Here is a 12,530-nt window from a genome sequence, read left to right as displayed (position 1 = left end):
GCGGAACCTGAGAAGATTTCGTCGCGTATCTTTGCTGCTCAACCCATTTCACCCTTTCCTGCCCCTCACAAGGCCATGACACAGCACGACGACTTCGACGACGACGACCTTTTTGGCGACGACGATGCCCTGGACAATTTTGCCAAAACCGGCGGCAGCAAAACCCACGGCTCGGCCGAGGAACGCCTCGCGGCCAAATACGCCGACTACCTGATGTGGCGCGACACCGGCTCCTCGCACGATGAGGCGCTGGATCTGGCCAATATGAGCGAAGACGAGTTCGACGAGGCCGAAGCCGGCAACGACCCTGAAAGCAGCGGCAAGTTCACCTCCCTCGACGACCTGGACGACAACGACTTCTCCGACGACGAGAACGACGAATACGGTTCCTCCGGCTCCTCCCGCAACAGCGGCCGCAACTCCGACTACGATTAGTAGAGGTTTAGTGGCTTAGTGATTAAAAAAAGGAACGTCATTCTGAGCGAAGCGAAGAATCTCGCGTGTTAAAGTAATTCCCAACATGAGGATTACTTCAGCACGCGAGATTCTTCGCTTCACTCAGAATGACGTTCCTTTTTTCCCATATTCACCCACTCAATCACTTTACCCGCGGCCGAACACGCGGCGGAGCAGCTCGGTGGTACGGGCCACAGGGTTTTCGCGGATGTTGGCTTCTTCCTGGGCCACAAGCGTGAACAGGCCGTCGATGGCCTTGCCGGTGGCGTACTGGTTGAGGTCGGTCTGGACGGGCGTAACCAGCGGAATGCGGTTGTAGCGGGTCGTCAGGTCGGTGTAGTATTTGGTGGCGCCCACCTGATCGAGGCTACGCTGCACAATGGGGCGGAACGCGGTAGTGAGCTGCGCGGTGGTGGTGCGCTTGAGGTAGTTGGTGGCGGCATCCTTCTCGCCCGTCAGGATACCCCACACATCCTTAAAGGTGAGGCTTTTGATGGCGGTCAGGAAGATGGGCTTGGCACTTTGGGCGGCCTGCTCGGCTCCGCGGTTCAGCGTCAGCTCAAACTTATCTACCTGGCTGCCCAGGCCCAGCGTGCGGAGCGTGGTAGCTACGCGTTGCGCATCGGGCGGAAACGGGATACGAATAAGTCGGTTCAGGTAAAAGCCATCGGTTTTCGAGGCCTGGTCGGCCCCTTTGCTAACGCCCAGCGTAAGCGCCTCCTTCAGGCCGAGGGCAGCTTCATCGGAGCTCAGCCCACCCGGACGCGGAGTGGTGGTACCAGGGCTGGTTTGCGCAGGTAGGTTCTTGAAAATTTCGCCCAGCTTAGGCAGCCGGAACTGGGCGGCGGCGGGCAGGTGCAGGCCCAGCAACAGCAGAGGCAGTGCAAGGAAGGAACGGTTTCTCATGGCGTAAAGGAAGCGGTTACACTGTGGTTTTTGCACAAACCGGACCAAACTTAAAGTTAGCCTGTAAAGCTAAACGGCAAAACCCGGAACCCTCTCCCGGACTTTAAGCGCCGGCCGCATGCTGTCTGCTACCTTCGCGCTGCCAGGCGTCGCCTTTCGCCTTTTTCCTGCCGACTACTTCCCTCTCCCCTTCCGCATGGTGCCTGATATTGAGATTATGACCATTGGCGATGAGCTGCTCTACGGACAGGTTATCGACACGAATTCGGCCTTTATGGGCCAGGAACTGGGCAAGCTGGGCCTGCGCGTGCGCCAGATTACGAGCGTATCGGACCGGGCCGATGAAATTGTGGCTACCCTCGACCAGGCCCGGCAGCGGGCCCGCGTGGTGCTGATGACCGGCGGCCTGGGCCCCACCAAAGACGATTTGACCAAGCACGTACTGGCCCGCTACTTTGGTGCCGAGCTGGTGCTCGACGAAAATGTGCTGCGCCATGTAGAGGGTATTTTTGCCCGCTACAACCGGCCCATGCTGGAAGTTAACCGCCAGCAAGCCATGGTGCCCGCCAACTGCCAGGTACTGCACAATGCTGTGGGTACCGCGCCCGGCATGTGGTTTGAAGACGGCGGCGTGGTGTTCGTGAGTATGCCCGGTGTACCGCACGAAATGAAGCACCTGATGACTCATGAGGTGCTGCCGCGCCTGCGCGCCCACTTCCAGACGCCCGCCATCGAACATATCGTGGTGCAGACGGTGGGCTTGGGGGAGTCGTTTCTGGCCCAGCAGATTGAGGACTGGGAAACGGCGCTGCCCCCCTACGTAAAGCTGGCCTACCTGCCCTACCTGGGCGGCGTGCGCCTGCGCCTCACGGGCCACGACGACGGCCAGCCCCATCTGCTGGCCCGTATGGAAGCCCTGCTGCCTGAGTTGCGCCGCCTGCTCGGCACCCACATTTTTGCCGAGGGTGAAATAAAGCTGGAAGAGGCTGTGGGGCAACTGCTGATGGAGCGCGGCCTGACGGTAGGCACGGCCGAAAGCTGCACCGGCGGCCTGCTGGCCCACCGCCTCACCAGCGTACCGGGCGCTTCCCGCTACTACCAGGGCAGCCTAGTAGCGTATTCAAATGCGCTAAAAATGGCGCAGCTGGGCGTGCAGGCCGAAACGCTGGCCGCCCACGGCGCCGTGAGCGAGGCCGTAGTAGCCGAAATGGCCGAAGGCCTGCGCCACCGCCTGGGGGTGGATGTAGCGCTGGCCACCAGCGGCATTGCCGGCCCCGACGGCGGCACCCCCGAAAAGCCCGTCGGCACCATTTGCGTGGCCTACGCCGATGCTCACCGCACCGTCACGAAGCAAATCAGCTTCGACCGGGGCCGCCATCTGAACCTGGAGTTCACCGCTACCACCGCCCTGAACCTGCTACGCCTGAGCTTGCCGGGCGGCAGTGAGTGAGTGAGTGAGTGAGTGAGTGAGTGAGTGAGTAACTGAGTGAGTGGATGAACAAGAACGTCATGCTGAGCGGAGCCGAAGCATCTCTACCTCTTACTAACCGAAGACATTGCAACGAAGCGGTAGAGATGCTTCGGCTCCGCTCAGCATGACGTTCCTCTATTCACCAAGCCACTCGTTTACCCGTTCACGTATCCGTCGATTCTCCGCATTGCGAGTTCTGGTTACCTTTGTACCACCATACCCCACCCCACCCACCTTTATTATTACCCCGACCGCATGGCACGAATGGAAATGACGATGCCCAAGATGGGCGAATCCATCATGGAAGGCACCGTTCTCAAATGGCTCAAACAAGTAGGCGACGCCATCGAGCAGGACGAATCGGTGCTGGAAGTGGCCACCGACAAGGTTGATACCGAAGTGCCGGCCCTGCACGCGGGCATTCTGCAGGAAATACTGGTGGAGGAAGGCCAGGTTGTAGCCGTGGGCGCCCCCATTGCCGTGATTGAAACCGACGCCGCCAACGCCGGCGCTTCGGCCCCGGCCGCTGCCCCGGCCGCTGCCGCTGCCTCCGACAACGGCGCCGCTACGGCCGCCACCCAGGTGCCTCACGTGCCCGCCGAAACGGCTCCGGCCGCTGGCACGGCCCAGCCCCAGGCCGGCCGCTTCTACTCGCCCCTGGTGCTCAGCATCGCCCGCGAGGAAGGCATCAGCATGAGCGACCTGGAGTACCTGCCCGGTACGGGTAGCGAGGGCCGCGTGACGAAAAAAGACATCCTTGACTACGTAGCCAACGGCAAGCAGCCGCTCACGCCACAGGCTGCTGCGCCGACTCCTGCCGCGCCGGCTGCAGCCGCTCCGGTTGCCGCTGCTGCTCCAGCTGCCGCGCCGGCTGCCAAACCCCAGGCTGCTGCTGCCGCTAACAAGGCGGTGCCCTCCATCAGTGGTGGGCAGGAGCTGATTGAGATGGACCGCATGCGCAAGATGATTGCCCAGCGCATGGTGGACTCGAAGCGCATTTCGCCCCACGTAACGAGCTTCGTGGAGGCCGATGTGACCGACATCGTAAACTGGCGCAACAAGCACAAAGATGCCTACAAGAAGCGCGAGGGCGAAAACCTCACTTTCACGCCTATCTTCATCCAGGCCATTGCCCGCGCCATTCAGGATTTCCCGCTCATCAACGTGTCGATTGATGGCGACTACATCATCAAGAAGCGCGACATCAATATTGGCGTGGCCGTGGCCCTGCCCTCGGGCAACCTCATCGTGCCGGTGATTCACAACGCCGACCAGCTCAACCTCAATGGCCTGAGCAAGAAGATGAACGACCTGGCCAACCGCGCCCGCGCCAACAAGCTCAAGCCCGAAGACCTGGAAGGCGGCACATACACTGTGTCCAATGTCGGCTCGTTTGGCAACGTGATGGGGACACCCATCATCATGCAGCCCCAGGTAGCCATCATGGCCGTGGGCGCCATCAAGAAGAAGCCGGCCGTGATTGAAACGCCCCAGGGCGACCTGATTGGTGTGCGCCACTTCATGTTCCTGAGCCACAGCTACGACCACCGCGTGGTCGACGGCTCGCTGGGCGGCATGTTCGTGCGCCGCGTGGCCGACTACCTCGAGCAGTTCGACCCCAACACGAGCATCTAGCTTAGGGCTTAGAAAGTATGTGAAAGGCCCCGCCGTGGTGATACGGCGGGGCCTTTTCGGTGGTCTGGGCTTACTTTTGCCCAGCGTTGGCCCGGCTGTCTGGGCCAAGCGGGCCTTTGGCGTTTTACTCGTTACTCTTCCTCATGAAAAAATATCTGCCCCTGGTCGCGCTGCTCATTGCGCTCGGCCTCATCCTGTTCCTCTACCAGCGCCTGACCAACACGGAAACGGCTTTAAAGCGGGCCGAGCAGAAATTCCAGGACTGCGAGATTGTCACCTTTCAGCTTCAGAACAAGCTCAGCCAAATCAAGCGCGGCCCCGTGCCCGATAGTTTGCGGGAGAAGTAGAAACCCGCCGTTCTGCCTAAACAAGAATCCGGGTCAGGTCATCGAACGACATTGTTCGATGACCTGACCCGGATTCTTGTTTAGGCAGAATAATAAGTTGTTTACTGCTGGCCGCCGGCGTCGGGGGTGCTGCTGCCGCCCTCCTTCAGGTCGTCGTTGCTGATGGCACGGCGGCGGCGGGGGCGCTGCTCGGTGGTGAGCTTGCCGATGCGGTAGCTCAGGTTGACGCGCACGCCGGCCCGGCGCAGCACGTTCACGCTGTTCTGGTCGAGAACCGGCGACTCGACGCGGCTGCGGATTTTGAACTCGGGCGTGAAGAAGTTGTCGGCGCCGATGCCAAACGAGCCGCGCTTTTCGGCGAAGTCCTTTTTCACGCTCAGGCTATAAATGCCGAAACCGCCCTGGTAGCCCTGCAGCTGAACCTGCCGGCCCCGGTAAAAGGCAAAGCTCTGAAAGCCCCAGCCGTTGTCGAAGGTGTAGCTGGCAATCAGGCGGCCACTGGCCACCCAGCCCGAGTTGCTGGCGGCCAGCTCGGGCCTGGTGGAGTTATTGTCGAGTACGGCATAGAATACATCGGTGCCGCCGCTGAGAGTAAACTTCTTGTTGATATTGACATTGGCGCTCAGGCTGCCGCCGTAGGCGTTTTCGGTGCCAATATTGTCGTAGCTCGTGAGGATGGTGTCGCCAATGGTCGTGCGCACCGGCTGGATGGAGCCGGTCGTATTGCGCGCGAACACCGAGAAGTTAAGCGAGGTCTGCTTAACAAAAGTGTTATAGGCCAGCTCGTAGTTGTTGGTGTACTCGGGGCGCAGCTCGGGGTTACCTACAGTAGGGAGCAACGGATTGGAGGCCTGCCGGTTGGGATTGAGAAACTGCAGCGACGGGCGCTGAATCCGGCGGTTGTAGGCCGCTTTTACCAGGTTGCCGTTGGCCAGCTTGCGCGAGAGGTTCAGGCTGGGCACTAGTACGCTGTACGAAGGAATAGAGGCTTCCTCGCCTTCTGCGAAGTTGGCGTTGATGGTCGTGTACTCGTAGCGGACGCCGGGCTTGAAGGTGTAATTCTTCAGCAAAGTAGCCGTATAGGCGGCGTAGGCGGCGGCCACGTTCTGGTCGTAAGTGAAGACGTTCGAAAGCCCCCGGCCCGGCTGAGGCACCCCGTTTTCCAGCGTGGTATAGTCACTGTTTACGCGGCGAATGATGTCTTTGGCCCCGAATTCCAGTAGCTGGTTTTCCTTGATGGGCGTTACGTAGTCGACCTGCAGCGTGTACTCTTCGTTGTAGCTGTCGTTGATGTTGCGTATAAAGTTACCTGCTCCATTCCCCTCCCGGATGGCATTGGTGAAGTTGTTGGTGCGCACGTTGCGGCTGTACTGGCCCAGCACGCTAAACTCCTGGCGCGGCTTCTCGAAGGTGCGCGTGTAGCTGAGCGTGGCATCCAGTGTAATCGAGTTATCGAGCACCTTCACATCGCGCAGGTCACTGACTACCGAATCGCCCTTGGCAGTGAAGAACGTTCTGACCGAGCGCAAATCGTCCTGGTAGTTGGTGCCGTCGCGCTGACCGATTTGTACCGAGGCGGCCACAAAATTGAGCTTGTTGATTTCGTAGTCCCAGCCTAGCGAGTAGCGCCCGAACACATTGTTCTGGCGCGTATCGGCCTGCTGCACCGAGCGGCTGAAAGCCGTGCGGTTGGCAGGGTCGTTGTTGGCTGGCAACTGATATATGAGCTGCTCGTTCTCGAAGCGGCCGGGCGTGTTGTACTGGCCACGGCCCCCGGCATTAAACGAGAAGCCCATTTTGCCGGTGCGGTAGGCCGCGCTCAGGCCCAGGTTGCTGCTGCGCGAGCCGGCGCTGATGCGCGTGTCGAGCGTGAAGCCGCGCAGGTTGTTCTGCTTGGTAACGATGTTGATGATGCCGCCCGAGCCCTCGGCGTCGTACTTGGCCGAGGGCGAGGTAATCACCTCCACGCTCTTAATCTGGTCGGCCGGAATCTGCTTGAGCGCGTCGGCGATGCTGCTGGCCGAGATGGTGGAGGGGCGGTTGTTGATGAGTACCCGGATGTTGCTGGAGCCGCGCAGGCTTACGTTGCCGTCGAGGTCGACGCTGAGCAGTGGTACGCGGCGCAGTACATCGGTGGCGTCGCCGCCGCGGGTGGTTTCGTCCTTTTCGGCGTTGTACACCGTGCGGTCCACCTTTTCCTCAATCAGGGCACGCTGGCCTTCCACTACCACTTCCTTCAGGGCCTGGGCCGTGCTTTCGATGGAGAGGCTGCCCAGGTTGATGGTGTTGCCGGCCTCGGTGATGACGACGCCCGGCTTCTCGAAGTTTTTGTAGCCGATGAAGCTGACCTGCACCGTGTAGGTGCCGGCCCGCAGCCTCGGAACGCTAAACTTGCCGTTCTCATCGGCCGAAGTGCCATCAACGGCCTTGCCGGTAGCGGGGCTCAGGAGCACCACCGTAGCGTAAGGCACAGGCTGCTTGGTAGCGGCATCGATAACGGTGCCGGTTACGCGGCCGTTGCCGGCCTCGGCCTGCATTTGCCCACCGGCGGGCCGACCTGAGCCGGCCGGGGCCTGAGCCAGCGCCGTGACTGCCGAACCACTCAGGGCCAGCAGCAATAAAGTTCTTTTCATTTCTGAGCTATAGGTAACGGCCTCCACCACGAATTTTGGAGCCATTGCCAGAGACACAGCTTTTTGCAGTGGGTGGCACGCGCAAGGAAAAGTCAGCAATAAAAATCCCTCGCCCCTACTGCTCGCCCAGTAGCATAAGCAAGAAGGCGTAGTGGCGGGCCGTGTCGCGCAGGCTCTGGAAGCGGCCCGAGGCCCCGCCGTGGCCGGCGCTCAGGTCGGTGTGCAGCAGCAGCAGGTTGTGGTCGGTTTTGGTGGCGCGCAGTTTGGCCACCCACTTGGCGGGCTCGAAATACTGCACCTGCGAGTCGTGCAGGCCAGTGGTTACGAGCAGGTTGGGGTAGGCCTGGGCCCGCACGTTGTCGTAGGGCGAGTAGGAAAGCATGTAGTCGTAGAACTGCTGCTGGTTGGGGTTGCCCCACTCGTCGTACTCGCCGGTCGTCAGCGGAATACTCTCGTCGAGCATGGTGGTTACCACGTCCACGAAAGGCACGGCGGCTACTACGCCCTTATAAAGCTCGGGGTGCAGGTTGAGCACGGCCCCCATCAGTAGCCCACCGGCCGAGCCGCCCATAGCAAACAGGGTATCAGCCGACGTGTACTTTTCGGCAATCAGAAACCGCGAGCAGTCGGTGAAATCGGTGAAGGTGTTCATCTTCGTCAGCTTCTTGCCCCCCTCATACCACTGCCGGCCCAGCTCCTGCCCACCCCGAATGTGGCAGATGACGTAGGCAAAGCCCCTATCAAGCAAACTCAGGCGGCTGGAGCTGAAGGTGGCATCCATCGAGAGGCCATACGAGCCGTAGGCATACTGCAGCAGCGGCGCTTTTCCGTTGCGCACAAAGCCCTTACGATACACGATGGACAGCGGAATCAGCGTGCCGTCGGCGGCTGGGGCGTACCGGCGCTCCGTTGTATAATCGTCTTTGCGGAAGCCGCCCAGCACGGTCTGCTCCTTGAGCAGCGTTTTGGCGCGGGTAGCCATGTCGTAGTCGAAGGTAGACGTAGGCGTGGTGAGCGAAGTGTAGCCGTAGCGCAGCACCGGCGTATCGAACTCGGGGTTGATGCTGATGGCGGCTGTGTAGGTGGGCTCACCAAAGGCCAGGTAGTGCTCCTGCCCGTCGGCCCAGCGGATAACGCGCAGCCGCAGCAGCCCCTCCTGCCGCTCGCCCAGCACCAGGTACTCCCGAAACAGCTCCATATTCTCCAGAAACACGTCGTCGCGGTGCGCCACCACCACCTGCCAAGCCGCCTTGGCCGTATCGGTCACGGACGTTTTCAGCAGCTGGAAATTAGGCGCGTGGTCGTTGGAAAGCACGTAGAAATCGGGGCCAAAATGCTCGACTTCGTAGAGGTGGTCGTCCTCGCGGGCCAGAAACACCTGCAGCTCGCCCCGGGGCTGGTCGGCCCGCAGGTAGCGCACCTCCGCCGACATGGTGCTGCCGATGCTCAAAAAAACGTACTCGCGCGACTTGGAGCGGTGCACGTGCAGATAAAAGGCCGCGTCGGTTTCCTCGTACACCAGCTCGTCGGCGGCTTGGTCGGTGCCGAGGGCGTGGCGCCAGAGCTGGTAGTCGAGCAGCGTGTCGGGGTCTTTGCGGGTATAGAAAACCGTTTGGTTGTCGGTGGCCCACACGGCGTTGCCGCTGGTGTTGGCCAGGGCCTCGGGGTACAGCTCCCCGGTTTCCAGGTTGCGGAAGCGCAGCGTATACAGGCGGCGGCTTACGGTGTCCTCCGAGTACGCCAGCGTGCGGTTGTCGTCGCTCACCTCCAGCCCCCCGATGTGGTAATAGTCGTGGCCCTGGCTTAGCTCATTACCATCGAGCAGCACCTGCTCCGGCGCCTCCAGGCTGCCCGGCTTCCGGCAATACACCGGGTATTCGCCCCCTTCCACGAAACGCACGTAGTAGAAGTAGCCATTGTCGCGGTAGGGCACCGACTCATCCTGCTCCCGGATCCGGCCCTTCATTTCCTGAAACAGCCGCTCCTCCAGGTCTTTGGCGGGGGCCATCTGCTGGTCGAAGTAGTCGTTTTCAGCTTTCAGGTAGTCGAGCACGGCCGGGTTTTCACGCTCGTTCAGCCAATAGTAGTTATCGGTACGGGTACCAAAGGGTGACACGAGGGCGTGGGCCTTGATGAGGGCAACGGGCGGCTGGGACATGTAGGAAGGATGGGGTAGATACTCTTTAAGTTGGGGGGCACGTTGCGCCTGTTGTGCGCCCTACATAGGGCGCACAACAGGCGCAAACACTAGGACGTACGCCGCTACAGCCCCGCCAGCTGCTGCTCCAGGGCGGCAATCTGGGCTTCGGCATCGGCCAGCTTCTGCCGCTCGCGCGCTACCAGCTCGGGCTTGGCGTTGGCCACAAACCTCTCGTTGCTGAGCTTTTTGCCCACCGAGTCGCGGAAGCCCTGGGCATACTCCAGCTCCTTGGTGAGGCGCTCCTTTTCGGCTCCGAGGTCAATCTGGCCTTCGAGGGGCACGAAGAACTCGGCCCCGCCAGCCACGAAACCCACGGCGGCCGCCGGGGCAGCGTCTACCACCGAAATATCGGTGAGGGCGGCCAGCTTACGGATGATACCGGCGTAGTCCGTCAGCAGCGTTTGCAGCGCAGCATCGGTGGTTTTGGCAGCCAGCGTCAGGGGTTTGTTGGGGCCCAGGCCCTTCTGGTTGCGGATGGTGCGCACGCCGCCCACGATTTCCAACGCCTGGGCCATGCGGGCCAGCAGCGCGGGTGCCTCGGCCACGGGCTGGGGCTTGGGCCAGGCGGCCACGCATATGTACTCCTTGGGGCCGCGCTCTTTTAGCTCGTGCCAGATTTCCTCCGTAATAAACGGCATGAACGGGTGCAGCAGGCGCAGCAGCGTTTCGAGGTAGGCCGTGGTGTGGCGCAGGGTTTCAGGGTCAATGGGGGCCTGGTAGGCGGGCTTCACCATTTCCAGATACACCGAGCAGTAGTCATCCCAGACCAGCTTGTACACCGTCATCAGGGCATCCGAAATCCGGAACTTGGCGAAGTGCTCGTCCATCTCGGCTATGGCGGCCTGCAGGCGCGCGCCAAACCACTCCACCGCCTTATCGTTCACGAAGGGCAACTCGGCATCAACCTCCCAGCCATTGCTTAGGCGGAAAGCGTTCCAGAGCTTGTTGCTGAAGTTGCGGCCCTGCTCCACCAGCTTCTCATCATACAGCAAATCGTTGCCGGCCGGGGCCGAGAACAGCATGCCGGTACGCACGCCGTCGGCCCCGAACTGGGCAATCAGGTCGAGCGGGTCGGGCGAGTTACCGAGCTGCTTGCTCATCTTGCGGCCCTGCGTATCGCGCACGATGCCGGTCAGGTACACGTTTTTAAACGGCACTTCCTTACGGAATTCCAGGCCGGCCATAATCATGCGGGCCACCCAGAAAAACAGGATGTCGGGGCCGGTTACCAGGTCGTTGGTGGGGTAGAAGTAGTTGACATCGGCGTTGTCAGGGTCGGCAAAGCCGTCGAACACCGAAATCGGCCACAGCCACGACGAAAACCAGGTATCGAGCACGTCCTCGTCCTGGCGCAAATCGGCGGCCGTCAGGGCCTCGTTACCGGTCTGGCGGCGGGCATTGGCCAGCGCTTCGTCGGGCGTGAGGGCCACCACGTACGTGCCGTCGGGCAGATAGTAGGCCGGAATCTGCTGGCCCCACCACAGCTGGCGCGAAATGCACCAGTCGCGCACGTTCTCCATCCATACCCGGTAGGTGTTCTTGAACTTGGCCGGGTGCAGCTGCACCGTATCGTTTTCCACTACCTCCAGCGCGGGCTTGGCCAGGTGCTCCATTTTCAGGAACCACTGCATGCTCAGGCGCGGCTCAATTACGGCCTTGGTGCGCTCCGACGTCTGCACGATGCTGGCGTACTCCTCCACCTTCACCAGGTGGCCGGCCTCCTCCAAATCCTTCACAATGTTGCGCCGGGCCGCAAACCGCTCCTGGCCCACGTACAGCACCGCTTTCTCGTTGAGCGTGCCGTCGTTGTTCAGGATGTCGATAACGGGCAGGTTGTGCTTCAAGCCCAGCTCGTAGTCGTTCAAATCGTGGGCCGGCGTCACCTTCAGCGCCCCGGTCCCAAAATCAATGCTCACGTACTCGTCGGCAATAACCGGAATTTCACGCCCCAGCAGCGGAATCCGCAACTTCTGGCCAATCAGGTGCTGATACCGCGGGTCATTCGGGTTCACGGCCACCGCCACGTCGGCCATGATGGTTTCGGGCCGGGAAGTAGCTATAATTATTGAGCTGTTAGCTTTGAGCTGTTGGCTGTTAGCTTCGTTCGACGGAAAGCTAACAGCTAAAGGCTCTGAGCTATCAGTTGAAAAATCATACCGCAGATGGTACATCTTGGCCATCACATCTTTCGGAATGACCTCCTCATCCGACAACGCCGTCTGGCCCAGCGGGTCCCAGTTCACCATCCGCACCCCGCGGTAAATGAGGCCTTTCTGGTGCAAGTCCACGAACGTGCGCAGCACGGCATCGGTCAGGGCCGGCTCCATCGTGAAGCGGGTCCGGTCCCAGTCGCAGGAGGCGCCCAGCTGCTTGAGCTGCTCGAGAATAATGCCGCCGTACTTCTCTTTCCAGGCGAAGGCGTGCTCCAGAAACTGTTCCCGGGTGAGGTCTTTCTTCTCGATGCCCTGCTCTTTCAGCAACGCTACTACTTTGGCCTCGGTGGCAATAGAGGCGTGGTCGGTGCCGGGCACCCAGCAGGCCTCGAAGCCCTGCATCCGGGCGCGACGCACCAGCACATCCTGAATGGTGTTGTTGAGCATGTGGCCCATGTGCAGCACGCCCGTTACGTTGGGCGGCGGAATCACGACCGAATACGGCTGCTTGCGGGGGTTAGCTTTGGCTTTGAAAAAGCCCTGCTCCTGCCAGCGCTGGTACCATTTGGCTTCAACGTCGGCGGGCGTGTAGGTTTTGGCAATGGTCATCGGTCGGAGTAAAAACGAGGGCAGATATGGGCGCAAAAGTAGCTATTTCGGGCCGGGGCCGGAAACGGGGCAGCCGCACACTATTATTTATAGCCCTCAGCGCTGCTGCATCGGTGTGCA

8 protein-coding genes are annotated in these 12,530 nt (G+C 60.9%); 4 read left to right on the top strand and 4 right to left on the bottom strand.

Annotated features, from left to right (window positions below):
* The first annotated feature begins 75 nt into the window (after window positions 1-75).
* Window positions 76-435: a hypothetical protein gene (locus J7E24_RS11095; RefSeq protein ID WP_215138092.1), complete on the top strand. Its 360-nt coding sequence runs from the start codon at window positions 76-78 to the stop codon at window positions 433-435.
* A gap of 168 nt (window positions 436-603) precedes the next feature.
* Here the strand turns inward: J7E24_RS11095 and J7E24_RS11090 are convergent, their stop codons facing one another.
* Window positions 604-1,362: a DUF4197 domain-containing protein gene (locus tag J7E24_RS11090; RefSeq protein ID WP_215138090.1), complete on the bottom strand. Its 759-nt coding sequence runs from the start codon at window positions 1,360-1,362 to the stop codon at window positions 604-606.
* 118 nt (window positions 1,363-1,480) lie between these two features.
* On the opposite strand from J7E24_RS11090, the gene J7E24_RS11085 reads away from it, so the two are divergent.
* From J7E24_RS11085 to J7E24_RS11075, 3 genes are all read left to right on the top strand, one after another.
* Window positions 1,481-2,812 carry a competence/damage-inducible protein A gene (locus J7E24_RS11085; RefSeq protein WP_317195649.1) on the top strand — a complete coding sequence of 444 codons (1,332 nt, stop codon included), beginning with the start codon at window positions 1,481-1,483 and terminating at the stop codon, window positions 2,810-2,812.
* Between the two features lie 276 nt (window positions 2,813-3,088).
* Complete coding sequence (locus J7E24_RS11080) at window positions 3,089-4,468, top strand: dihydrolipoamide acetyltransferase family protein (RefSeq protein WP_215138088.1); 1,380 nt, start codon at window positions 3,089-3,091, stop codon at window positions 4,466-4,468.
* 143 nt (window positions 4,469-4,611) lie between these two features.
* Window positions 4,612-4,815 carry a hypothetical protein gene (locus J7E24_RS11075; protein WP_215138085.1) on the top strand — a complete coding sequence of 68 codons (204 nt, stop codon included), beginning with the start codon at window positions 4,612-4,614 and terminating at the stop codon, window positions 4,813-4,815.
* A 101-nt stretch (window positions 4,816-4,916) separates the two neighbouring features.
* Here the strand turns inward: J7E24_RS11075 and J7E24_RS11070 are convergent, their stop codons facing one another.
* From J7E24_RS11070 to J7E24_RS11060, 3 genes are all read right to left on the bottom strand, one after another.
* Window positions 4,917-7,448, bottom strand: coding sequence for a TonB-dependent receptor domain-containing protein (locus J7E24_RS11070; protein WP_215138083.1), 2,532 nt, complete (start codon window positions 7,446-7,448; stop codon window positions 4,917-4,919).
* A gap of 115 nt (window positions 7,449-7,563) precedes the next feature.
* Window positions 7,564-9,606 carry a S9 family peptidase gene (locus J7E24_RS11065; protein ID WP_215138081.1) on the bottom strand — a complete coding sequence of 681 codons (2,043 nt, stop codon included), beginning with the start codon at window positions 9,604-9,606 and terminating at the stop codon, window positions 7,564-7,566.
* Window positions 9,607-9,710: 104 nt separating this feature from the next.
* The gene (locus J7E24_RS11060; RefSeq protein ID WP_215138079.1) at window positions 9,711-12,410 is read right to left on the bottom strand and encodes a valine--tRNA ligase; all 2,700 of its coding nucleotides are present in this window, start codon (window positions 12,408-12,410) and stop codon (window positions 9,711-9,713) included.
* Between the last annotated feature and the right edge of the window lie 120 nt (window positions 12,411-12,530).

Origin of the sequence: Hymenobacter sp. ISL-91, from assembly GCF_018613725.1 — a bacterium.
In the GTDB taxonomy this organism is placed as follows: Bacteria; Bacteroidota; Bacteroidia; order Cytophagales; family Hymenobacteraceae; genus Hymenobacter.
Note: the sequence above shows the minus strand (reverse complement) of the source record. Positions and strands in the feature narration are given on the sequence as shown.